This window comes from Streptomyces sp. NPDC059169 (assembly GCF_042755225.1).
Classification (GTDB): domain Bacteria; phylum Actinomycetota; class Actinomycetes; order Streptomycetales; family Streptomycetaceae; genus Streptomyces.
In genome coordinates, this window is sequence record NZ_JBHZCF010000031.1 from 24,697 (window position 1) to 46,657 (window position 21,961).

At 68.1% G+C, this 21,961-nt stretch carries 24 protein-coding genes; 20 read left to right on the forward strand and 4 right to left on the reverse strand.

The annotated features are described in order from the left end of the window. The first annotated feature begins 62 nt into the window (after nt 1–62). From ACFXOM_RS34845 to ACFXOM_RS34885, 9 genes are all read left to right on the forward strand, one after another. On the forward strand, nt 63–893 hold the full coding sequence (locus tag ACFXOM_RS34845) for a helix-turn-helix domain-containing protein (RefSeq protein WP_385041450.1): 831 nt from the start codon (nt 63–65) through the stop codon (nt 891–893). Then, a complete protein-coding gene (locus tag ACFXOM_RS34850) occupies nt 890–1,093 on the forward strand; it encodes a DUF397 domain-containing protein (protein WP_385041453.1) in 204 nt (67 codons plus the stop codon). Before ACFXOM_RS34845 ends, ACFXOM_RS34850 begins: the two co-directional genes overlap by 4 nt. Nucleotides 1,094–2,091: 998 nt before the next feature. After that, entirely contained in the window at nt 2,092–2,262 is a 171-nt protein-coding gene (locus tag ACFXOM_RS34855) for a hypothetical protein (RefSeq protein WP_385041456.1), read from the forward strand. Between the two features lie 90 nt (nt 2,263–2,352). Next, complete coding sequence (locus tag ACFXOM_RS34860) at nt 2,353–3,309, forward strand: hypothetical protein (protein ID WP_385041459.1); 957 nt, start codon at nt 2,353–2,355, stop codon at nt 3,307–3,309. Nucleotides 3,310–3,400: 91 nt separating this feature from the next. After that, on the forward strand, nt 3,401–3,700 hold the full coding sequence (locus ACFXOM_RS34865; RefSeq protein WP_385041461.1) for a hypothetical protein: 300 nt from the start codon (nt 3,401–3,403) through the stop codon (nt 3,698–3,700). A gap of 71 nt (nt 3,701–3,771) precedes the next feature. Further along, entirely contained in the window at nt 3,772–4,845 is a 1,074-nt protein-coding gene (locus ACFXOM_RS34870) for a hypothetical protein (protein ID WP_385041464.1), read from the forward strand. A gap of 142 nt (nt 4,846–4,987) precedes the next feature. Then, nucleotides 4,988–5,875 (forward strand): hypothetical protein, encoded by an 888-nt coding sequence (locus tag ACFXOM_RS34875; RefSeq protein WP_385041466.1) that lies wholly within the window; start codon nt 4,988–4,990, stop codon nt 5,873–5,875. A gap of 92 nt (nt 5,876–5,967) precedes the next feature. Further along, on the forward strand, nt 5,968–6,402 hold the full coding sequence (locus tag ACFXOM_RS34880; protein ID WP_385041469.1) for a hypothetical protein: 435 nt from the start codon (nt 5,968–5,970) through the stop codon (nt 6,400–6,402). A gap of 117 nt (nt 6,403–6,519) precedes the next feature. Beyond that, nucleotides 6,520–6,972: a hypothetical protein gene (locus tag ACFXOM_RS34885; protein ID WP_385041472.1), complete on the forward strand. Its 453-nt coding sequence runs from the start codon at nt 6,520–6,522 to the stop codon at nt 6,970–6,972. A 122-nt stretch (nt 6,973–7,094) separates the two neighbouring features. On the opposite strand, the gene ACFXOM_RS34890 is transcribed toward ACFXOM_RS34885, so the two are convergent. Together ACFXOM_RS34890 and ACFXOM_RS34895 are read right to left on the reverse strand one after the other, a co-directional pair. Further along, nucleotides 7,095–7,769 (reverse strand): hypothetical protein, encoded by a 675-nt coding sequence (locus ACFXOM_RS34890; RefSeq protein WP_385041475.1) that lies wholly within the window; start codon nt 7,767–7,769, stop codon nt 7,095–7,097. An 87-nt stretch (nt 7,770–7,856) separates the two neighbouring features. After that, entirely contained in the window at nt 7,857–8,363 is a 507-nt protein-coding gene (locus tag ACFXOM_RS34895; protein ID WP_358278683.1) for a hypothetical protein, read from the reverse strand. Nucleotides 8,364–8,830: 467 nt separating this feature from the next. Between ACFXOM_RS34895 and ACFXOM_RS34900 the strand changes: the two genes are divergently transcribed. The 8 genes from ACFXOM_RS34900 (at nt 8,831) to ACFXOM_RS34935 (ending at nt 16,871) form a co-directional block, all read left to right on the forward strand. Further along, nucleotides 8,831–9,322, forward strand: a complete 492-nt coding sequence (locus tag ACFXOM_RS34900) for a hypothetical protein (RefSeq protein WP_385041477.1) — start codon at nt 8,831–8,833, stop codon at nt 9,320–9,322. Nucleotides 9,323–10,152: 830 nt separating this feature from the next. Continuing rightward, nucleotides 10,153–10,818, forward strand: coding sequence for an IS3 family transposase (locus ACFXOM_RS34905; protein ID WP_385041480.1), 666 nt, complete (start codon nt 10,153–10,155; stop codon nt 10,816–10,818). A gap of 110 nt (nt 10,819–10,928) precedes the next feature. Beyond that, nucleotides 10,929–11,438 (forward strand): hypothetical protein, encoded by a 510-nt coding sequence (locus ACFXOM_RS34910; RefSeq protein WP_385041483.1) that lies wholly within the window; start codon nt 10,929–10,931, stop codon nt 11,436–11,438. Nucleotides 11,439–11,706: 268 nt separating this feature from the next. Next, entirely contained in the window at nt 11,707–12,357 is a 651-nt protein-coding gene (locus tag ACFXOM_RS34915) for a hypothetical protein (protein ID WP_385041486.1), read from the forward strand. Then, nucleotides 12,354–14,501, forward strand: coding sequence for a hypothetical protein (locus ACFXOM_RS34920; protein WP_385041489.1), 2,148 nt, complete (start codon nt 12,354–12,356; stop codon nt 14,499–14,501). Before ACFXOM_RS34915 ends, ACFXOM_RS34920 begins: the two co-directional genes overlap by 4 nt. 52 nt (nt 14,502–14,553) lie before the next feature. Further along, nucleotides 14,554–15,522: a hypothetical protein gene (locus ACFXOM_RS34925; RefSeq protein ID WP_385041492.1), complete on the forward strand. Its 969-nt coding sequence runs from the start codon at nt 14,554–14,556 to the stop codon at nt 15,520–15,522. 16 nt (nt 15,523–15,538) lie between these two features. Continuing rightward, nucleotides 15,539–16,129 (forward strand): hypothetical protein, encoded by a 591-nt coding sequence (locus ACFXOM_RS34930; RefSeq protein ID WP_385041495.1) that lies wholly within the window; start codon nt 15,539–15,541, stop codon nt 16,127–16,129. Beyond that, a complete protein-coding gene (locus tag ACFXOM_RS34935; RefSeq protein WP_385041498.1) occupies nt 16,122–16,871 on the forward strand; it encodes a hypothetical protein in 750 nt (249 codons plus the stop codon). Before ACFXOM_RS34930 ends, ACFXOM_RS34935 begins: the two co-directional genes overlap by 8 nt. Before the next feature lie 239 nt (nt 16,872–17,110). On the opposite strand, the gene ACFXOM_RS34940 is transcribed toward ACFXOM_RS34935, so the two are convergent. Further along, the gene (locus ACFXOM_RS34940) at nt 17,111–18,037 is read right to left on the reverse strand and encodes an IS701 family transposase (protein ID WP_385041513.1); all 927 of its coding nucleotides are present in this window, start codon (nt 18,035–18,037) and stop codon (nt 17,111–17,113) included. 167 nt (nt 18,038–18,204) lie between these two features. On the opposite strand from ACFXOM_RS34940, the gene ACFXOM_RS34945 reads away from it, so the two are divergent. Genes ACFXOM_RS34945 through ACFXOM_RS34955 form a run of 3 tightly spaced genes read left to right on the forward strand, consistent with a single transcriptional unit; the run spans nt 18,205 to nt 21,328 of the window. Beyond that, on the forward strand, nt 18,205–19,413 hold the full coding sequence (locus tag ACFXOM_RS34945) for a site-specific integrase (RefSeq protein WP_385041501.1): 1,209 nt from the start codon (nt 18,205–18,207) through the stop codon (nt 19,411–19,413). Then, nucleotides 19,410–20,342: a tyrosine-type recombinase/integrase gene (locus ACFXOM_RS34950; RefSeq protein ID WP_385041504.1), complete on the forward strand. Its 933-nt coding sequence runs from the start codon at nt 19,410–19,412 to the stop codon at nt 20,340–20,342. The genes ACFXOM_RS34945 and ACFXOM_RS34950 overlap by 4 nt, the downstream gene beginning before the upstream one ends. Then, a complete protein-coding gene (locus ACFXOM_RS34955) occupies nt 20,339–21,328 on the forward strand; it encodes a tyrosine-type recombinase/integrase (protein ID WP_385041507.1) in 990 nt (329 codons plus the stop codon). The genes ACFXOM_RS34950 and ACFXOM_RS34955 overlap by 4 nt, the downstream gene beginning before the upstream one ends. An 18-nt stretch (nt 21,329–21,346) precedes the next feature. On the opposite strand, the gene ACFXOM_RS34960 is transcribed toward ACFXOM_RS34955, so the two are convergent. Next, on the reverse strand, nt 21,347–21,775 hold the full coding sequence (locus ACFXOM_RS34960; RefSeq protein ID WP_385041510.1) for a DUF6086 family protein: 429 nt from the start codon (nt 21,773–21,775) through the stop codon (nt 21,347–21,349). Nucleotides 21,776–21,961: the final 186 nt, after the last annotated feature.

The window sequence follows — 21,961 nt, forward strand, 5'->3', positions numbered from 1 at the left end:
CCTGTGACCGCGCGTTGGCTCAGGATCGGTGGCTGTGGTGGTCGTACGGGAGGAGCTGCGGCGTGGACGACGAGGTTCAGCAGCCGGAGTACGAGGTCGGGACGGGCTTTCTGTGCGTGTTCGGGCGACAGCTGAAGCTGTTCCGGGAACGGGCCGGGATGGACCGCGCGAAGTTCGGTTCGCTGACCGGGTACTCGGCCTCGACCATCGCGGCGTTTGAGCAGGGGAGACGTATTCCGCCGCCGAGGTTCATCGACCAGGCGGATGAAGTGCTGGGGGCGGGACAGGTGTTGTGCGCGAGTAAGGAGGAGGTCGCTCGGGCTCAGTATCCGGCGTTCTTCCGGGATGCGGCCAAGTTGGAGGCCGAGGCGGTCGAGCTCTATGTCTACGACACCCACGTGGTCAACGGCCTTTTGCAGACGGAGGAGTACACGCGGGCTCTGCTGGGGATGCGGCGCCCACTGCTCGACGAGGCGACCATTGAGCAGCGCGTTGCAGCACGGATCGCGCGACAGGGCATCTTCGGCAGGTGGCCCGCCCCGTTGCTGAGCTTCGTCATGGAGGAGCCGGTCGTGCAGCGACCGCTTGGCGGTGAGCAGGTATGGCGCGGACAGCTTGAGCAGCTGCTCTTGCTTGGCCAGAAGCGGAACGTCGAGCTTCAGGTGATGCCGCTCGACCGCCAGGACAATGCTGGTGTGGATGGCGCGTTCACCTTGCTGACGCCAAGGCAGGGCCAACAGGTTGGCTACATGGAGGCTCAAGGTCGGAGCACATTGGTCACGGAGCGAGAAGCGGTCCAGGCGCTGTCCGCACGCTATGGGATTATCCGAGCGCAGGCACTTACGCCGAGTGAGTCCCTGGCCTTCATCGAGAAGCTGTTGGGAGAGAGATGAACGCTGAAGCAACGCGCGGTCCCGCGCCTGCGCTTGTCTGGGCCAAGAGCAGCTACAGCGGGGCTGAGGGAGGTCAGTGTGTCGAAGTCGCCACCACCCGCGTCACGGTCCACGTCCGCGACTCAAAAGACACCACCCGAGCCGCACTCGCCGTAAACCCCACGGCGTGGACCGCGTTCGTCCACTTCGCGGCACTCTGACAGGGGTGGCACCCAAGGCAGGGCCCTGCGGCAGACGCATGCCTGCCGGGGCCCTGCGCACGTCCCAGCGAGACCAGAGCGCCAACTCTGCCGTCCGGACAAGCTGAGCCTCGGCTACGCGGTGCTCGCGGGTCCCTGCCTCGCCCATCAGGCTCACCCGACACAGCGGGTGCCCCGGCCGAGGCTGTCAGGGAGGACGCACCGCGTTCGTCGAGTTCGCGGCGCTCTGGCAGAGGCAGGGCCCTCGCTCGCCTCCTGCGTCAGGGTTGCTCGGTACCGTCCGCGACAGGGCCTGCGCGCGGGACGGGCCCGTCGCCGCGGCCCGCACTGGCCTGTCGGCGTGCCGTGGTCTGAAGTGGCATGTGGGGCTGTGGCCGGGGCGCCGGCACCCGCCGGAGAGTTTCTGGAGATCCGCGAATTGCACGGCAGGCGCACACAAGCATGAAGGGGCGCAATACAGCACGAGCCTGTGGAGCATGCTTTCCTGTGTGATGTATTCCCGCGCGGATGCAGTGACCGAGACTGGTGAACGCCGTGATCAGAGCCGCTGTCCGTCGGTTCCCGCAGTCATGCTCCGGGCTTGCTTCAATGTCTTCTTGATGTGACGCATACGCCACACCTGGATCTGTTCTCACGGTGATTTTCGGTAAAGGCCGCTCAAAGCTCTAACTCGCCTATCACGGGTACATCAGGTGTTTCGGTCCAGCGGGACCGCATGGTGCGCCCCCTGTCGCGCCACCAGCCGAACCACCTGAACGGTGTGCTTCAGTTGAGAACGCCGAGGCTACGACGGACACCGCCATAGCCCCGGCGACGGCAAGAACCCTGCCTGCCTGCAACCTTGCCCGGAATTCGGCAGACAGGATCCTCTTCTCCGAGCCACCAGGGGGCCCACTTATGAAGGTACACATGCCCAGCGATCACTACGTGATCGAAAAGCTGGGGGGCGCACACCGATGAACCCACAGCATTCTCCCGTATCGACCACGGTGAAGACCATGGCCGTGATCATCGCCGTTCTCATCGGCATCGTCGCTGCGCTCACGGTCGGCATCATCGGGGCAGCAGTCGGCGTCGGACTGCCCGCCGCCCTGGGGTGGGGTGCCGGCGGCTTTGTCGCGGCCGCGCCACTGGTGCTCCGTATCGAGCAGGCGCTGAGTCTGCTGTGAGGAGGGTGGTTGTGGGGGGGAGGGGGGGTCCCCCCCCCCCCCCCCCGGCACCCTCCCCCAACCTTCTTCCGCACACCAGGAGTCCGCGCCATGGCCCGCACCAAGACCACGTACCGCACCATTCACCCCGAGACCAACGAGGAAGTCACCTTCACCAAGGGCGGCCGCCCGATCCGCTGGATCACCTGGGGCGACCTGGGCAAGGGGTTGGTGCACTTCGGCTACAGCTCTCAGGAGACCTACGAGAAGGCCGTGAAGGCGCCCCGGTCGTCCAACCCGTACGCCAAGCGGTACGAGGCCACCGCTGCGACGGTCGTCGAGGACGAGACGCCCACCGAGCAGGCGCCCACCGTCGAACCGGTCGCCGCCGAGGAGCCCAAGCCCCAGGAGCGCCCCATGCGCGCCGGCCTCACCGTCACCCCCGACTCCCCGCGGCCCGGCGAGATGAAGCTGAACGTGGAGCTGGACGGCGAGATGATCGGCGTCGTCTTCGACGAGTCCCCGGCCAAGCTGGCACGCGGCCGGTTCGCCGCCTGGTCCTCGAAGTGCCGCAACCGCGGCGGCATCGTCGGCTTCTACCTCTCGAAGGAGGACGCGGCCGAGGCAATCGCCGACCTGTACGCGGCGGACGGTCCCGGCGGCAGTAAGGCCCCGGGGTTCGCCAAGAGGCGGGCCAGGTTCTTCGCGCTGCCCACCGTGCGCCGTGATTCTGTCGCCCGTCGCGCCGCATACCTGTACGACGGCACCCGCACCGTGACGGCGTGCTGGGCAGCCGCGCTGGAGTGGGACGAGGGCGAGCACCCCGGGCCCGACCCGGAGACGGGTGAGCCGGTCTACGTCCGTACGCACTCCGCGAGGACCCGGCACCTGCCCAACCCCAAGAAGCTGGGCCGCCGCACCCTGTGCGGGCAGGAGTGGCAGCTCGCCTCCTGGTACCGGCACAACGGGGAGATCCGGCGCCCCGACACCTGGATGATCCTCGGCCTCCCCACGTGCGGAGGCTGCGCCGAGTCGCACGCCGCCCGGCAGGCCCGCGCCGCCGCGTAGCAGCTCCCCCGCGGCCGGGGCGCACCCACACCACGTCCCGGCCGTGCGCTGCCCCCGTTCTGCCCACCCCACTGACCTCGAGGACTTCACCATGCACGCCACGATTCGCGCCCACCGTGCCCGCAAGGCCCGCTCTCCCCGCTGGACCGACCGCCGGCCCCGCCCCGCGAGCATCCGGTCGACGAGCACCACCGTCGGCGCCGCCCGTGCCTGCCTCGCCCGCTCGTACCGGTACGGGGAGCGCCGCTCCGCGCCGTGGCTCAAGGCGCGCGTGGAGCGGGGGGAGTCCGCGCTGCGCTTCGGGGCGTACGGCCGTCCGGTGCCCCGCCCGCCGGTCGACCGCTCGATGCTCCCCCGCGAGGAGCGCATGGGCCGCCCGCGGCACCCGTAGCCGCCTGTCCGGTCGGGGTGCCCAATGCGCCCCGGCCCCGCCGTTCCCCCTCGATCCCGGAGAGAAGACCCGTGTCCGTGTTCACCATCACCGACTACACCACCGACAAGCTTACGCAGGGGCAGCGCCGGGTGATGCTCGCCGCCGTCGACGCGGACGGCCGACTGCCCGACGGCGCCAATAAGCGCGTACTGAACAACATTCCGGAGTCCTGGGCGCGCACCGATGCGGCGGCCGGGGGCCGGTTTCTCACCGCCGAGGGTCGCGCCGCGCTTGCGCCGCTGGGCCGCTTCTCCCTTCTGGCACGGGCCAACCCTGAGACGGGCAGCTTGCCGGGCACGACCGGGCACAGTGACATGCTCGCTCTGGTCCGCGACGGTCTTGCCGTTCTCCAGGACGACGACGGCCGCCCCGTGCCGGTCGCGGACCGATGGGAGCGTGGAAACTCCCTGCGCATCACCGAGCGCGGCCGGAGACTGGTCGGCATGCCGCTGACAGCTCCCGAGTTCGCCGAGCGCCACCCCGTGGGCTCCCGGGCGATGTGGAAGCGGGAGGAGGGGGAGCCCGCCCGGCCCGTGGCGATCCTCGGCTGGCCGCTCGCCAACGGCACCGTCTACGTACTGCCGGTGGACAGCCACCTCAGCTACGCCGCATGCAGGGACCGGCCCGCGCCGGCCGAGCAGATCCGCCCTGCGCCCCAGGTCCCCACGACCACCGCGGCCGACCGCTCCGACGACCGAAGGAACACGATGACCGACAGGAAGCCCGCCCCGACCCTGGACGACGACCTTGAGGCGCTGCGCGGGCTCGCCGCCGCGGTGGTGAAGCCGATGACGCCCGGGGCGGAGACCTGGGAGCAGGTGAAGGCCCTCGAGGAGCGCGCGACCGCGGGCTACGAGTTGGCGGAGCGGTTTGCCGAGTTCGACCAGCGGGCGACGGCGGATCGGCGTGCGCCGAAGGAGTGGAGCATCGGCCGGGAGCTGTCCGAGGAGCAGGTCGCGGCGGAGCTGGAGAAGCGGCCCGAACTGCGTGCCCTGGGCGGGATGGTGGCGACCTTGGCGCACATGGGCATGGCGCCGTGGCAGATGGCCAACCTGGTCCGCAAGGTGCAGGCGCACCGGCAGGCCGGCGCCGAGGAGAGCTGAGCGCGGCGGTGCTGCGGGGGCCGCCCGGCCGGGTGGTCCCCGCTTTTCTGTGGGTTGCCCCTTCCCCGCGAGTCTCATTGCTGTACTATCTGGAGTGTTGGCGGAGAGCACCGCCGACGAGTCCCGAACGAAGGAATCCCGCATGTCTTCTGCCGTCCTCTTCGACCTTCCGGCGTCCGCCGAGAACAGTGCAGCCATGCGACCGGCAGCCCCGAAGAACCCCGGGCGTCGCTCGTACGACGACGTTGACCGGGTGACGTACCTGGGCGCGCATCAGCCGTCGTGGCTCGCCCGGCCGGAGTTCGGCGAGGACTGCGTCCCGCTCTGCGTCGCGAACCACCGCCTCTCCGGCCGCAAGACCCTGCCGCGCTCCGTCACCCCGTGGATGCTCGACAGCGGCGGCTTCACGGAGCTGTCGAAGTACGGCCAGTGGACCGTCACCCCGTACGAGTACGCCGCGGCCGCGCGCCGGTACTACGACGAGATCGGGATGATGGACGTCTGTGCGATTCAGGACTGGATGTGCGAGGACGAGATCCTGGCGAAGACCGGCCTGACGGTGGAGCGCCACCAGTACAAGACCGTGGCGTCCTTCCTCAACCTCATGACGCTGGACGCCGATCTCCCGTGGATGCCCGTCCTCCAGGGCTTCAACCTCGACGACTACCTGCGCTGTGTGGACCTGTACGAGCGGGCCGGTGTGGACCTCACCCTTGAGACGGTCGTCGGCATCGGCTCCGTGTGCCGTCGGCAGACCACGGACGAGGCGGTACGGATCATCGAGACGCTGTGGTCCATGGGCATTCGCCTCCACGGGTTCGGCTTCAAGGTCACCGGTCTCCGTGAGGCCGCCCACCTGCTCTACTCCTCCGACTCCCTCGCGTGGAGCCTGAACGCCACCAAGCGGGCCCCGATGCCCGGGTGCACGCACAAGCACTGCGGCAACTGCCCGCGGTACGCCATGGCGTGGCGGAACCGTCTCCTGAACTCCCTCCCCGATCACCGGCAGCTCCTGACGCTGACCGCCTGATCCACCAGATTTCCGGGGCGTCCACCACGGGCGCCCCGGGCCCACCGGCGGGGAGAGCACCCCGCCACCGACCCGAACGAAGGGACACCACCATGTACCAGAAGCCCGACCTGAACACCCCGCTCGCCAACCTGCGCACGAACACCGAGGCGTGGAAGACCAGCCTCGCGCGGCACTCCTCCGAGGAGCGCAAGGGCAAGGGACTCGCGTGGGACGTCGAGCTGATGGAGGAGCGAGACGACATCGCCGCGAAGATCGTGGAGGACTTCGCCACGATCGACGCGGAGATGTCTCAGTGCCGGGTCATCGACAGCACCGCCCCTGAGGCGTGGACCATCGACCGCCTCACCGACGAGCAGATCGCCGCCGCCAAGGCCGACTGGCCGGAGCTGGGTATGTTCGACGACACCACCATTCGTCAGGTCGCCGATGCCCTTGGCATCCGCATGGTGCGGGAGCTGGGACGGCAGGCAGTTCGGCGGTCTCCCGACGTCCTCGGCGTCATCGAGGCCCGCGCGTCCAAGTAGGCCCCTCCGAGCCGTCCACGGCCCGCCCCAGCCCGGGAGCGGCGCCGTGGGCGGCCCGTCCGTCTGCACCTGGGGCCGGAGAGCACCGGCCCCGTCCCGAAGGAAGGAACCGCCCCCATGCCCCGTGCCACCCGCGTCAGCACGATCCGCCGTCACCTCGTCGAAGGCGGGCTCATCGACCTCGAGCTCGGCGAGGCCACACAGAAGGCCGACCACCCCGCCCGGCACGAGACCGACGGGTTCGCCGCCCGACAGCACGTCAACGCAACCGGGGCGTTGCTCGTCATCGTCGGAGCGTACGGACCGGACTGGTTCACCACCATGCGCGAGGCCCGTCACCGACTGGAACAGCCGTACGTGAAGTGCCACGTCGACGGCGACGCGGCCGGGCTCGCCGACCACGAGCTGTTGGTGCGGTGGGCGACGTCCGCGGAGCTGCAGGCCCGCAAAACGGCCCAGGGAGCACGTCAGGCACAACTCGCGGCTCTCATGCGGCAGCAGGAGACGCAGCAACGCGCTGAGGAGCAGCGACGGGCCCTCGAGGACGCCGGGCAATCCGGTCTGTTCTGACGCCACAGGCGCCGCGGATCTGCGCGTTCTGCGGCCATCCGTTTCTCTGGCCGCCGACCGCCTCAACCTGAACGTGGGCCATATGCGGGTTGCAGGCGGCCCACGTTCATGTTGAGGCAGCCTCAGCTATCGGCTAGTTCCTTCCGCTGGCGAACCCGCTCACGCAGCGCGCCCACCATGGGAAGCGTCAAGCCCAGGAAGAGGAACAGCACGGCCAGGGCACTCAACGAGGGGCTCACAACCTCCTCGACGTCCAGCGACCACGGGTCGCCGAGGACGTAGAAGATGATGTAGGAGCCCTTGGACACGGTGTACGCCATGCCGAGCGTCGCGGCCATGGAGGACAGCGCGTAGCCGGCACCGCTCCAAGGTCGGATGCCCCAGTTGCGCTGCGCGGTCCTTCCGCACATAAAGGCCAACTCGCCGCAGGTGACCATGACGTACGACAGGTAGATCAGCAGGTATGCAGCCACCGATTCGTTGTGGACATACGCGGTGGTGAACTCCATGTCCGGCTCGTTCGTCGCCAGGAAAAGCGGCACCATGATCGCCAGCTCCACCATGGCAGCGAAGGCCCGCTGGAACATCGCGGCGCGCAGGTACTCGGAACGGTAGGCCAGGTCCACCATCGTGATCTGGAGAGCGGCGCACCAAAGGATCGCGCAGATGTGGGCAATCAGCTTGCCGGCGTTGGCCACACCGGTTGCGTCCTCCGCTGCCTGGGCGACCACGGGGACGGCGAAGAAGACGCCGAGGGTGCAGACGCCGAAGGCGGCGGCGATAGACCAGGTCGACACGCGCGGGTTGCCGACAGCTCTCCTGGTGCAGAGAGCGGTGACCAACAAGCCGGCCACAGTGCATATCCCGAAGACTATGCCGTCCACTTAGAGCCCTTCCAATGCATCGGCCGCGTACTGGGCGGCCTCGTCTTTAGTGCGCCGTCGTTGACGTCGGCCCGGTTTCTCGGCGGCCTCTCTGTGCGGTACCGGTGCCATGCCGAGGTCGGCGCGTCTGCGCTCCAAGTCTGCAATGACATTCCGCAACTCACTGTCGGGCAACCCGTTTAGGAGAGCTAGGACACGGCGGGCAGACGGATCCTCGAAGGCCTCCAGCGCGTCAAGGTCGTCGTAGCTGTCGTAAGGAAGCAGGTGTGCGGGCGGTACGCCGCCCAGAGCTTCGCACAGGGCCATGATCGTCCCGACGGTCGGGTTGTCCTGTGACCCGTTGGCCAGTTTGGCGACAGCGGCGTGGGAGACCGATACGTGATTGCCGGGAAGCGCGTCGACAGAGGCGGACAGTGACCGTGAAGTGTGTGCCCGGCCGTTGGTGTCCCGTCGGCTGGTCATGAGGGCCTTGAGCTTGTCTGCCAGCGACGGAGGGTTGGGGCTCACCGCGCACCCGTCTTGCCGGGCATGGCCGGGAAGCCGTCCGGCCGATGACTGCACTCAACCACGTACCGTCTCGCTCTCTTCGATCTTGTCTCTGTGTACTTTAGTTGACACAGGTAGGCGTCGAAGGCATGATCACAGATTGTGCGCAGCGTGCACACATTCCGCTTCTGGGTCATGGGCCCGTGGGGCTCACCGGGCCTGCCTTCCGGGAGGTTGCTGGGCGTCACCGGCTCGTCGTGCGGTCGATTCCCGGAAGAGCACACTACTGAGGAGAGACCAGCAGGCATGAGAGATCCTGGGCGGTGGACCGCATCGGATCCCCCACGCTCGGCCCGCAGGTGCCCGCTCTGCTCGCGGTCGCACGGGAGGGCGATGGGCCCTCTCTCCATGTCACAGGATGCCAACCTGCGCGTTCAGGTAAATCGAACTAACATTCGCCCACGAGATATCCGACGGGACGGTCAACTGTGACGATCTCCGACGCCATGCCTCAACTCTGGGCCTCCAGACTGCTGTTCGATGCAGTCAGGCCGGGTGCTGCCGCACCGCTGGGCTTGCCCGACCTTGAGAACTCGATCGAGTTCCGTCTCGGCCCCGAGCACACCTCCGTCCAGAGCGTGCGCCGCGCCCGCGGTTTCGTTGCGAAGGTGTTGCCAGCGCTACTCGCCGGCGCGCCCAATGCCAACGTTGTCGGGGAAGCGACGCTCGCTGTGCTGACCGAACTCGTCGACATCACCGCCCGGCACCGTGCCAGCATCGATCTGAGCGGCCGGGTCTCGTACGACGGGGAGCACGTCCTGCTCGCCGTCGGGGAGATGGATCAAACGCTGCCTGACCCGGAGGAGGAGCCGGGGCTGTTCATCGTCCACCGCCTGGTCGACGACATCGGCCAGTATCGCGGCGATGACGACGGGTATGCGACTTGGGTGTCAATTCCGGTTCGACCGAAGGCCCGGTAGTCTAAGCCGCCCCGCGTTTCCGCCCACTTGGCGTTTGGGGAGGGGTAACCCTGCGCTCTCCGAGGGTGGTTGCCGCTCGGATATCGTGACCTTGTCCCGTCATTGGGCGTGCCCCAGGGCAGAGCCGTTGGCCTCCTTTGGGGGCGGATCGGAAGTAATCCGTCTGTCGTTTGGCCAAACGTGAGCCGATGCCTGGCGGTAGACCGTCGAGGTGAAATGCAGCCTGCGTAGCTCGGTGCTCCGAGTTCCCGGTAGCGCCTTGCACGGAAATGCTCACCTGTAACACTGATGACTATGGGGATGTGATGCACGTCACGGGTCGTGTCCACATGTTGGACGCTCCCGGGTTGGGCTGGCGCGTCTGCGTCATGACCCCTCGTTGCTGTGCCAGAGGCGCCACCACGAAGGCATGGAGCGAGGGCGGGAAACGTAAGTAGCCATCAAAGTAGCCGCGGAGGGGGCCATCCTGCATGTTTGCGCAGGTGGTAGCGCTGCGGTGATTCTCCCCGGCGTATAGCCCGACTCGTCTGCCGCTCCACGTTTCCGCAGGTCAGAGGCCATGTTTTCTCGCTGAACAAACTGGCCGGGTCGAATTCGGGCCGTGTGGGTGGGTGACGGTGCGGAGATATACCGCTCGTATCGTCCATCCTGTCCTGTCGATAAGGGGTGGATAGGGCGTATGGGGCATCCGGCGGGTGCAAGATGCGGCCCCAGGTCAGTTGCCAGCGAGTTGGGACGCTTCGGGCGCCTTCGAAAGTATGGTCCGGGGTGTCCCTGCTGGCGGGACAGGGTGCAGGTCATTCCTGGACCTGTGGGCGGAGGGCTGGCAGGTGTCGGTGAACACGGTCGCGGAGATCATGGCCGGGCTCGGTCTGCAGGGCCGCAAGCCGCCCAGGCGGCGGTCGCTGACCCGGCAGGGCAAGCGGAAGGCTGCCCCTGACCTGGTGAATCGCCGTTTCGACGCGGTGGCCCCGGACGTTCTCTGGTACGGCGATATGACGGAGATCGAGACCGGTGAGGGCAAGATCTATCTGGCGACGGTCATCGACGCGTTCTCGCGCCGCTGCCTCGGCTACGCCATGGGCGAGCACCATGACGCGGCCCTGGTCGGGGCGTCGTTGAAGATGGCCACCGCGACGCGCGGCGGCCGAAGGGACGGGACGATCTTCCACAGCGACAGGGGAAGTGAGTACACGTCAGAGGTGTACAACACCCTGTGTGACCGCTTGGGCGTGGTGCAGTCCATGGGGCGGGTGGGGTCGGCGCTGGACAATGCCGCCGCGGAGTCGTTCAACTCGCTGATCAAGGTCGAGTACATCCACCGGCACCAGTTCGCCAGCCGCACCGAGGCCCGCCTGAAGATCGCCACTTGGATCACCGGGTTCTACAACCCGCGACGCAGGCACAGCGCGGCCGGCGGCCTGCCGCCGGAGGAGTTCGAACGGACCATCACCGAAGCACGCAAGAAAAGCGACCAGAGGTGCCAGGCCGCATAGGAGAGGTCTCTACGAAACCAGGGGATTGACAGTGCCGTCGGAGCATGGGCGCCCCTACCTTTGGTGATGATCTCATTACGAGATGCCAGGCCTGAAGTGGGGGAGAAGCAATGGGGAATGACTGCGAGCCGGGTGCGGACGCCACACTCGCGATCAACCAGGTGAGCGCCTGGATCGTCTCGGCGGACACCAAGGCCGGCCTGCTCGCCGCGAGCATGGGTGTGCTAGTGGCGGGGTTGCTGAGTCAGGCCGACACCTTGCGGTCCATGGCGCCACCGCGCTCGGTACGGGAGGCGTTGATCCTCGGGCTGACGCATGTCGTGGTGCTCTCGATGGTCGTGTCCGTCTGGTTCGTGCTGCGCACGCTGGCGCCGAGATCGGTGACGAGCGCCCCGACCCGTTACGGCTGGCCGACGCTGGTGCGCAAGAGCGGTACCGGCGACGTCGTCGTGGAGCCTTCCGCGGATCCTGGGCAGGCGCGGGCGGAGGCGTGGCAGCACGCGGTCGACCTGGCCGTCGTGGCCGAACTCAAGTTCGCCGCATTCCGCAGGGCGTTGACCTGGGCGGTGGCTGCAGGTGGAGGGCTGGCAAGCCTACTGCTGGTGATCGTCTGGACATGATCTGACGAACTATTGGCGAAAAGCGTGTCACGGTGGTTACTCTCTAAACATTCCACCCTGAAATGCGGGATGTCGGCGTCGGAGCTGCTCGTCCAAGGTGTCAACGGGGGGAAGCCCTGTGACGCTTGACTTTGGGGGGACGAGCAGCGTGACAGTTTTGCGACTTTTACCTGTACATCACGTCATGCTGGGCGTGGACATCCGGGGATCGTCGCAGGAAAACCGCGACGACAGTGTCCTGCCGCATCTGCGTGCGAGACAGACCGACGTGATCGCAGACGCCCTGCGCTCCCAGGGCATCGTGAAGGACCACTACGCTCTGCGCAGCCGCGGTGACGGCGGCCGATACGACTTCGTTCCGGGCATCTCACCGGTTCCCGTGGTGGAAGCTCTCACCGAGCGCCTGCCGAGCTTGTTGCGGCGCCACAACAAGCAGTCCTCGGAGGCCCTCCAACTCGGTCTGCGCCTGGTCGTGCACGGGGGATACCAGATCCCCACCGAGGATGGCGACGACGCGGACGGAGCCGCCGTCAACCTGCTGCACGGCATGCTGGACTCCGGTGAACTGCGTGAGGCTCTGGCCGAGGGCGAAGCGCCCTACGTACTGGCCGTGTCGGAGGACATCTGGAACGGCGCCGTGCGGCACGGACACGGAGACCTCGATCCGGATGCCTTCGGGCCCACGGAGCTGACCGTGAAGGGCGGCGCGCGGGTGGCCGCGTGGCTGTGCCCGGAACTCCGTCACCCTCGGGAGTCACAGCCCGCCCAGGAGACCAAGAGCGTCCAGCCCTCTCGCCGCGACGCGGACGACGGCGCACCCCGGCGGGCGGACGACCGGAGCGTGGGCGGCGGCATCACCTTCAACGGCGCGGTGAAGGCCAAGAACGTGGTCAACGGTCCCCAGTGGAACATCCGGTGAGCCCGTCCGAGCGGTTGCAAGCCGCCGAAGAACCGGGGGACGACGACAGCCCGAGTCAGGGCCCGGGCGCCGTCGGCGACCAGTCCGACGGATCCCACGACGAGCACTTCGAGCCGGACGAAATGCACCGTCTGCGCTCCGCGCTCGACAGCGACGTCGGTCGGTTCGACAACGCCGGCACGATGACATTCCAGCGCCGGGTGCGGGCCGAGTCGATCGTCGGCGGCAACCAGTTCATCCTCAACATGGACGGACGTACCGCCCGCCGGCCCAGCTGGTACCACCTCACCGACGTCGAACTCAGGGAGATGGAACAGGTCTACGTTCCTCCGTCGAGCGCGCAGCAGGCGACGCAGACGCTCCGTGCACACCATGTGCTCGTTCTGCGGGGCCCGCGCCACACCGGCCGCCAGTTCCTCGCCACCGCGGTTGCGGTGAGTCTCCTGGAGCCCCGCGGCCAGTGCCGCTTCCTGCACCCGGGAACCGACCCTGACACGCTCGTGGCCGACGACCTCAAACCCGGCTGCGCCTACGTGCTCGAGACCGGACAGGGAACCGGTGACCGCGCCCTGAACGGGTTCGCCCTGTCGCGGCTGTCGCGGATTCTCGCCGACCGGCGGGCGTATCTCGTACTGACCGTTGACGACGGCTCCCCCGCGCCTGTGGACGCGGCCGTGTGGACCGTTGCCGTGAGGGAAACCCCCGACAGAAGCGCGCTGTTACGGAGTCACCTGCTCTACCGGCTGTCCTCGGGCCGACGCTCGCACGCGGACACGCTGCTCGCCGACGGTGAGGTGGCCGACTGGCTCGCGACGCGTCCGACGCCCGCGGAGATCGCGCAGACCGCGCGCGACCTGGCCAGGACCGCTGACGGGTCGGCAACCGTCACCGCATGCATGGCACAGGTCGCCGTACGCATCAGGCACGACGCCGAGGAACTCCTCAAGAACAAGGAGGTGCACCGCGAACTGGCCCTCGGGGTCGCCTTCTTCGGAGGCTTCCCCTACGCCACCGTCAATCGTCTGGCGCACTGTCTGGCCGATGTGGTGTACGAGGCAGCGGCTCACGGAGGAGCCAGGCCACGCGCCTTTCTCGAAGTGACCCGCAAGCAGCGGCTCGACGCGGTTCGGGCCGTCACCTCCAGGGCCACCGTCTACACCCGCTACGGCAGCAGCCCGGCGGAGGTCGTGGACTTCGCGGCCAGAGGTCTCGCACCGGCGCTCATCGATGTCATGTGGCAGGACTACGACGGCGCCGAACTACTGCGCTGGCTCTCGGAACTCGTCCATGACCCCGACGCGGCGGTCCGGCGGCGAGCAGCGGTCTCCGTGGGGCGGCTGTCGCTCCAGAGCTTCGCCGAGATCGCTGAAGAAGTGCTCCAGCCGTGGGCGCTGTCCTCGGACCCCCGCGACCGGGCGGCGTCGGCGATCGCCTTGTCCGTGGCCGTACGGGATCCGTCCGTCGCCGCGCATGCCCTGGGGTTGGTGGAGTCGTGGAGCTCCGCACCCGGGCGGTACCGCCGTATGACTGCCGCCCTCGCGTGGGGTCTCGCGGTGAGCCCGGTGCATCCGGTGGCCGGGATCCAGGGACTCGGCCAACTGCTGGACACCAAGGACACCGGAGTGGCCTGGGCGGTCCGGGTCGGGCTGTCAGCCGCCTTCACCAGCGGTCTTGCCCCGCTCGTCCTTGAGGCGATGGGCGCGTGGCTGGCTGACGCCGGTGATCCCGCGCGCGGACAACTCCTGGGCGCATTCCTGCGGATCTGCCGGCTGCACGGCGCCGACGACCGGCCTGACGCGGTCAACTGGCCCTCAGTGCTCTGGATGTTCGACCGGTACGGACAGTCGGGGCCCGACCGCCGGGGAGCGGCGCAGATCGACGAGGACGTGATCGACCTCTGGCGGGACGCGCTGGGGCACCGCGCCACGGCCGGCGAGGCACTGCGTGTTCTGGAGTCGTGGATCAAGCAGGCCGACCGGTACGGCGAGTCCCGCGAAGCACTGCTGGACCTCCTGGACGAACTGGTCGTGAACGAGAGCGACTTCCAGCGACTCCACCACCGTCTGCGGCGGCTCGCCGATGAACCGCCCGCTCCCTCCTACACCGCGCAACTCGCTCTGCAAGAGCTGGACGCGCTGCGCTGAGGCACGAGGACGCGCTGCGCTGAGCAACGCGTCATGGACGACAGGAGCCAGTGTGGCCATCACCGACGGACCCGTACGAGGTCCCTTCACCATGACCCGTCCCCGCAACATCGAGGACCACGCCCGTCCCGGAGCCGGCGAGTGCGCGGTGGTCATGCTGGGAACGCAGCTTCGCCGCCTGCCCAAGGGAGAGTTGCCCACTTCGGGGATCGGCTGGTTCCGGCCGAGAGGCCAGTACTGGATCGTGGACCTGAGGGATCGCGGTACGAGCTTCGACGTCGAACTCGACAGCGCCGACAGGGGGCTGCGCTTCCACGGCTCGATCGAGGTCGACTGGTGTGTCTCCGACGCCGAACTGGCCGCCGAGAAGCACCCTTTCGACGTGAAGCGTTGGTTGCAGCGCCGCATCGTGCCCCAGCTGACCGCCGCCGCCCGGGACTACGGAATGGACGCGGTGGGTGAGCTGGAGTCCTGGGTGGCCCGGCAGCAGTTCACCGGGCAGAGCGGCGACGGCCTGCTGGAGATCCTGGAGATCTCATGCAGTCTCCGCCCCGACGCCGAGGCCACCGGAATCACCCGCGCGGGCACGCTGAGCGGCATGAAGCGCGGCAACGCCGCCGAGGTGATCAGGGAAGGCGAGATCGGCCTCATGGCCGAGGCGCTGGTCCAGAACCCTGAGACGGCGATGGACTTCTACCGGGACCTTCAGGAGAGCAAGCGTCTCGCACTGCTCGCCCACCTGGAGATGGCCAAGGCCGTCACCGGTGCCGAGGGCAGTGAGGAGCACGAGCGGGCTCACGCCTTCAACGAGTTGGCCAACCAGCTCCGCAACATCCTGCCGAGCTCGGCCACCCAACTGCCCACCGCGGGCGCCGAGGTACCGCGCCAGCTGGGTGAGAACCGCTCCCGGCGCCGCGACCGGCGGGCGCGCGAGCGGGACAGCGGTGTCGAGGACACCGTGGTGAACGAGGACGGCGGCAGGCGCGGCGACGCGGACAGATCCCGCCACGACGACGAGTGACGGGATTCGACGCACGATGATCGAGATCTTCGACCTCCTTGCGGAGGTGTGGGACGAGGCCTTCTCCTGGTTCGTCTACCCGATTCGGATTCCGCTGCTGACGGTCGCCTCGGCGGTGGTGATCTGGATCGTGCTGCGCAAGGTCGTGGCGCCGCTGAATGGCGCGGCGGGCTGGACGGGCGCCAAACTCTCGCGCCTGCTGGGCAGTGTGCTGCTTGCTCCGGAATACGGATGCACCCTGCTGTTCATCGGCCAGGGCCGAGGCATTCCACTGGCCCTGAGGATGTACGGCGAGTGGGTGGAGAACGTCGCGGACTGGACCACGAACGCGGGCAAGGCCCTTGGGCGGGTGATGCAGGCCTGCGCGGGTGTCTCGTTCAAGGTGGTCGCCGCCTGCGTCCTGCTCTATCTCGCTCTGTACAACGTCCACGCGCTCGGCAGCGCGGATGAGCCGGCTGCGCCTGAGGCACCCGTGGTCGTCTGGTGGGACTCGTTCAAGAGCTGGGCCGACGCAGACGAGCACCCGCTCTGGGAGGATGGCACACCCGTTTCTCCCTCTCCCGGCCCCAACGCCCATCCTTCTCCGCAAAGGAGTCACCGTGGCTGACACCGACGATTTCTTCTCATCCGCTGAACAACTCCGCCAGGAGCAGAACGACTTGGTACGGCAGCGCGAGGAGAAGGCCCGCGCCGTCGAAGCCGCGCAGGACGAGTTCACCGAGCGGTTCCACGCACTCGCCCGGGAGAGCGCCGCGCGGTTACGCGCCGCGGAAGTGCCGTTGCGCCCTCTCCCCCTCAAGCCGCAGCCGCCCGCGCCGACCCCACCGGCTTCTCGCCTCGCCCGCGCCTTCTGGACGCCGCCCCCGACGCCGGAGGTCCCCCACATGCGGGCCTGGAAGTGGTGGTGGCTGAAACCGAACAAGCGCGAGTACACCCTCATCGGCAGTCACATGACCTGGGGAGGGCACTACGCGTACGGCGACAAGGTCGGTGAGTGGGTGGGGTTCCCGGTTCTGCTGCTCGACGAGTCGGGCGGTGTCACCGTCGGAGTGAGCGCCAGGTACGACGGCTTCGGCACGAAGGACGACTTCCGTACGTACGCCTTCCAGCCGGCCTCCGAAGGCGGCCTGCAGGACCTGGGGGCGGGCAGGAAGATCGACAAGGTCACCCCGGAGATCCTCACCGGCCTCATGGGAGAGAGCCACTTTCCCTACGGCTGGGCGGGTGACCCCGGCTTCGCTCAGCGGCAGGCGGCGGTGGAGCAGTGGAACGCCGAGGCGCAGTCGAACTGTCTGAACCGGTTGGCCGCGGGAGTCCTGTACATGATCGAAAACCCGACGGCCGAATAGGCGATCCTTCTCACGGGGCCGTCCGCGCCCTAGTACTCCAGCAGGATTTCGGTGTCTGATCTGGTCTTTCGCTGGGTGGCGGGAGTGTAGCGGGACTTCGGTCGTGCGGGGGCGGTCTCATGGAGACCGCCCCTCGGTCGTGGGACAACGCCGCAGGTAGTGACAGCGGCGGGCGACTGCTTGGCGTCTGCGGCGCCAGTTCGACCAGCTCAGTGCGTGGTGTCGTCCGCGGTGTCCGCTCAGGTGCGGGGGCCGGGGACGACAAGCTGCCAGGAGTCGCCGAACCTCCGCCACTGTGAGCTCGACGACCCCGACCGCCCCACTGGTTGCGCCCCCTTTTCCCGGGCCTGGTGTGCCGTGGCGGCCAGGAAGGCGTGCGCGAGCATGGCCAGGGTGATGTGCCGATACCAGCCCGTGTAGCGGCGGACCTCGTACTGGTCCAGGCCGCATTCGTTCTTCGCGGCCTGGAAACACTCCTCGATCGCCCAGCGCGCTCCGGCGACCCGCACCAGCTCCTGGACGGTGACCTGAAGGGGCGCGTAGGCGAGGTAGTAGGCGATCTCGTCGGGCCTGCTGATGCTGCGCCGGGCCAGTGCCCACCGCATCCGGTGGGGGACCTCGCCCTGGTAGTCGAACTCGGCGACGGGCGGCAGTCGCACCGCCGCCCAGTGATAGATGCGGGGTCCCTTCGCGCCGTCGCCGCAGGAGATCTGCTCCCATGCCTCGTCGGGGGCTTGTGCGAACAGGTCCTCGATCCGTGAACAGCCCACGCTGAACTGGGACTTGGGGACGGCCAGTACGTAGCCGGCGCCCGACTGTTCCAGCAGCCGACGGAATCGGTTGTCCTGTCCGTAGGCGGAATCCGCGGTGACCCAGGCGATGGGCAGCGGCGAGGCGAGGGCCCGCAGCACCATGTGCCGGGCCAGTTCGCCCTTGGTGGCGAACCCTCGCTCGTCAGGAACCTTTGCGGTGCGGCAGCGTTCACGGTCCTCGGTCCAGGACTTGGGGAGGTAGAGCTCACGGTCGACCAGGGCCCGGCCCAGGGTCGTGGCGTAGGCGGCGAAGACGCCGATCTGGCAGTTCTCGGTGCGGCCTGCGGTTCCGGAATACTGACGCTGGACCCCGGCCGAGGTGGTGCCCTTCTTGATGAAGCCGGTGTCGTCGATCTATGCTGATATCCGCATAGATCGACCTATGCCGAGACCGCGACTATGCCGAGGCTGTGTGCTGTTCCGCTCCTTCGTGGGGTTTCGGCTGTGCAGGGCTCTGCATAGTTTCCGTGCCGGGCAGCCTCGTGGGCGAGGGGGCAGGGTGCTCCCGCTAGGGGGCGGCGATGCCGTTCGGGAGTACGCGTCGGAAGGCGGGTGTCCTGACCGCGCAGGTCGAGGGCTACCGGGTGTGGTTGGCGGAGCGGGGGTACACCACCTTGACCGCCAGGAACATGCTCAAGGATCTGGGACAGGTCGGTCAGTGGCTATCGAGACAGGGCCTCGATGCAGCCGATCTGGACGAGGGGTTGTTGCAGCAGCACCTCGCCGACCTGCGGAAATCGGGTCGCCGCCGGGTGGCCGGGCCGCGCGGCCTGGTCCCGCTGCTGACTTTCCTGCGGGAAGCCGGGGAGGTGCCGGCCCCGCAGGTGGCGGTATCGCCGGCGGATGTTCTGCTGGAGCGGTACCGGTGCTGGATGGAGTCCGAGCGTGGCCTGTCGGCGTCGACGATGCTGCGCTATGGGAACACCGCCCGGCGCTTCCTGGCCGAACAGGCTGTGACCGAAGGCCAGTTCGCGCCGGACGCCTTGACCGGGGCGGACCTGAACGCGTTCCTGCTGCGGGAGTGCGCCAGGGTCTCGGCGGGTTCGGCGAAGGGACGGGTGGCCGAACTGCGGTCGCTAATGCGGTTCCTTCACTTGCAAGGCGTCATCCCGATGAAGCTCGGAGGCGCGGTGCCTCCGGTGGGCGGCTGGCGCTTCGCCTCTGTGCCGCCAACGATGGCCGCCGGCGACGTTCAGCGGCTGCTGGACCACACTCCGCGCCAAGGGGCGGTCGGCGTCCGCGACTACGCGATCTTGATGCTGCTGGCCAGGCTCGGGCTGCGCTCGATCGAGGTGGCCCGGCTGCTCTTGGACGACATCGACTGGCGCTGCGGCGAGATCGTCGTCCGCGGCAAGGGACGCCGTGAGGACCGGCTCCCGCTCCCGGCCGACGTCGGCGAGGCCCTGGTCGCCTATTTGACCGGCCCAAGACCTCGCCTGGATGCCCGCCATGTCTTCCTGACCTGCAAGGCTCCGCACGGTCCGATCCGAGCGGACCTGGTCGGCGACGTGGTGGAACGAGCCTGCCGCCGGGCTGGCACGCTCAAGGTCGGGCCGCACCGGCTGCGTCATGCCCTGGCCGCCGACATGCTGCGACACGGCGCCGGGCTCACCGCGATCGGGCAGGTGCTCCGGCACCAGGACCTGGCGACGACCGCGCTCTACGCGAAGGTCGACTTCATCGCCCTGCGCGCGGTCGCCCAGCCCTGGCCCGGGATGGGGGCGGCATGACCGATCTTCACCAGGCCGTCGAGGACTACCTGCGGCTTCGCCGCTCGCTGGGGCACCAGATGGCCGAGGCGGCCTATCTGCTGCCGGACTTCGTGCGCTTCATGAACAGCCGCGGCGAACAGACCGTGACCGTCGCCGCCGCGCTGGACTGGGTGAAGACCCGCGAGCCCGAGGTGATCACCACCGTCAGTCCCCGCCGGATCACCGCCGTCCGCGGGTTCACCCGCTACCTGAGCGGGATCGACCCGGAGACCGAGGTGCCGCCGCTGGGACTGGTGCCCTACAACCAGCGCCGGGGCCAGATCTTCCTCTACTCCGACGCGGACATCGCAGCGATCATGACGGCGGCCAAAGAGACGATTCCTCAGCCGTTGCGGGCGGCGACCTATCACACGCTGATCGGGCTGCTGGCGGCGTCCGGCCTGCGCATCGGCGAGGCAATCAAGCTGGACCGCGACGACGTCGACTGGACCGAGGGGGTGCTTCATATCCGCGAGTCCAAGTTCGGCAAGTCCCGACTGGTTCCGCTGCAGGACAGCACCACGAACGCACTGCGCGAGTACGACACGCTGCGCGAAGGCCTGATGCCCAGGCCCAAGGACGCCGCGTTCTTCATCTCTCTCACCGGCAAACGCCTGATCTACGCCTGCGTGCATCCGGTGTTCCGGGCCCTGGTCGACACCGCCGGCGTCGGCCTCGACGCCCCGCACCGGCCACGAATTCACGAACTGCGGCACACCTTCGCCGTCCGAACCCTGCTGCACTGGTATCGCACCGAGGACAACGTCCAGGCGAAGATCCCGTCCCTGTCGACCTATATGGGACACCGCGAACCAGCCTGCACATACTGGTACTTGTCGGCGGCCCCGGAACTGCTTGCCCTGGCCGCGGCCCGCCGCGACGGCGTCCGGCGAGCGGCCCGCCCATGACCCTGATCGCACCCACGCTGCAGGCGTTCTTCACCGAGCGGCTCGCCCGCCAGCGCCGGGCCAGCCCCCGCACCATCGCCGCTTACCGCGACGCGATCCGCCTCCTGCTCGGCTTCGTCCAGCAGCGGACCGGAACAACCCCGGCGAAGCTGGACTGGAACGACCTGAACGCGGACGTGATCTCCGCGTTCCTGAACCACCTGGAGGACGAACGCGGCAACAGCACCAGAACCCGCAACGTCCGCCTGACCGCGATCCGCTCCCTGTTCTCCTACGCAGCACTCCAGCACCCCGAACACGCCCTGATCATCCAGCGAGTCCTGGACATCCCGCCGAAGCAGTTCGACAAGAGGACCGTCATGTTCCTGACCGGCCCGGAGGTCGACGCGCTGCTGGCGGCACCGGATCCGAAACGCTGGGAGGGGCGACGGGACAAGGCCATGCTCGCGCTGGCCGTCCAAGCCGGCCTGCGCGTCTCCGAACTCACTGGCCTGAACTGCGACGACATCAGCTTCGGCGATGGTGCCTCTGTCCGCTGTGAGGGCAAGGGGCGCAAGCAGCGCACGGTCCCCCTCGACCGCCCCGTCCAGAATCTGCTGCGATCCTGGCTGAACGAACGCGCCGGACACTGCGGCGACCCCTTGTTCTGCACTCGCACCGGACGACGCCTCAGCCGCGATGCCGTCGCCCAACGCCTGAACATCCACGCCAAGACCGCCGGGCAAGCCTGCCCGTCCCTGCTCGACAAGAGCATCCACCCGCACGTCCTGCGACACAGCTGCGCGATGTCACTCCTGCAGGCCGGCGTCGACACCACGGTCATCGCGCTCTGGCTCGGCCACGCTGGCGTCCGATCCACCGACGCCTACGTTCACGCCGACATGACCATCAAGGAGAAAGCACTGTCGCTCGCCGCCCCGGTCAGCGCGAAGCCGGGCCGTTACCGCCCTGGCGACAAGATCCTCGCGTTCCTCGACGGCCTGTGACTATGCCGAAGTGCCTTCTCAGCGCGCCATCGCGAGATCCAGCTGCCGAGCCTGCTCTCGAACCCGGACCGCCCAACCGACACCGGAACCAGCCTTTGCCGGAGCCACCTGGACATCGTGCAGGCCAACCTGGGCAGAACCAGGCTTGCCTGGCCAGCGCACCTCGGCACCCGCCCGTTCGGCCAACACAAGCATCGTCGCGATGAACCCGTCAGACAGCCCCTCCAAAACGGCATGATTCGAGCCGTCCCGCCAGGCGAGCAGGGCGCCGACGAACGATGCCAGAGAATCCGGAGCCACTTCGGCCTCGTCCTCTTCCATCGGGCCGATCCCCGACGGCAGCCCAAGCACCTCTGCAAAGACCGCCGTCTGACCCAGGAAGAGCGCCGACACACCGTTCGATGGATTCCACAGGGTCACGTCCCCCAGCGAGAAGTACTGGCTCATCAAACACCTCTCCGCTGGTCCAGTTGCCGCACCGCGAGCAATCCTATGACCCAGCCGGCATCAGATCGGCATAGTCGCGGGCTCGGCATAGGTCGATGATCAGGACACCACTGTCCTCGGCGAGCTTGTCGGCGACGTATTGCTGCAGGTCGTCGCGGATGTCATCGGGCTCCCACTTCGCTCCAG

What these genes read in the sequence shown, in the direction of transcription:
- ACFXOM_RS34850 (WP_385041453.1), top strand. Translation starts at nt 890, where the DNA reads ATGAACGCTGAAGCAACGCGCGGTCCCGCGCCTGCGCTTGTCTGGGCC.
- ACFXOM_RS34855 (WP_385041456.1), top strand. Translation starts at nt 2,092, where the DNA reads ATGGCCGTGATCATCGCCGTTCTCATCGGCATCGTCGCTGCGCTCACG.
- ACFXOM_RS34860 (WP_385041459.1), top strand. Translation starts at nt 2,353, where the DNA reads ATGGCCCGCACCAAGACCACGTACCGCACCATTCACCCCGAGACCAAC.
- ACFXOM_RS34865 (WP_385041461.1), top strand. Translation starts at nt 3,401, where the DNA reads ATGCACGCCACGATTCGCGCCCACCGTGCCCGCAAGGCCCGCTCTCCC.
- ACFXOM_RS34875 (WP_385041466.1), top strand. Translation starts at nt 4,988, where the DNA reads ATGTCTTCTGCCGTCCTCTTCGACCTTCCGGCGTCCGCCGAGAACAGT.
- ACFXOM_RS34880 (WP_385041469.1), top strand. Translation starts at nt 5,968, where the DNA reads ATGTACCAGAAGCCCGACCTGAACACCCCGCTCGCCAACCTGCGCACG.
- ACFXOM_RS34885 (WP_385041472.1), top strand. Translation starts at nt 6,520, where the DNA reads ATGCCCCGTGCCACCCGCGTCAGCACGATCCGCCGTCACCTCGTCGAA.
- ACFXOM_RS34910 (WP_385041483.1), top strand. Translation starts at nt 10,929, where the DNA reads ATGGGGAATGACTGCGAGCCGGGTGCGGACGCCACACTCGCGATCAAC.
- ACFXOM_RS34930 (WP_385041495.1), top strand. Translation starts at nt 15,539, where the DNA reads ATGATCGAGATCTTCGACCTCCTTGCGGAGGTGTGGGACGAGGCCTTC.
- ACFXOM_RS34945 (WP_385041501.1), top strand. Translation starts at nt 18,205, where the DNA reads ATGCCGTTCGGGAGTACGCGTCGGAAGGCGGGTGTCCTGACCGCGCAG.
- ACFXOM_RS34950 (WP_385041504.1), top strand. Translation starts at nt 19,410, where the DNA reads ATGACCGATCTTCACCAGGCCGTCGAGGACTACCTGCGGCTTCGCCGC.
- ACFXOM_RS34955 (WP_385041507.1), top strand. Translation starts at nt 20,339, where the DNA reads ATGACCCTGATCGCACCCACGCTGCAGGCGTTCTTCACCGAGCGGCTC.
- ACFXOM_RS34960 (WP_385041510.1), bottom strand. Translation starts at nt 21,775, where the DNA reads ATGAGCCAGTACTTCTCGCTGGGGGACGTGACCCTGTGGAATCCATCG.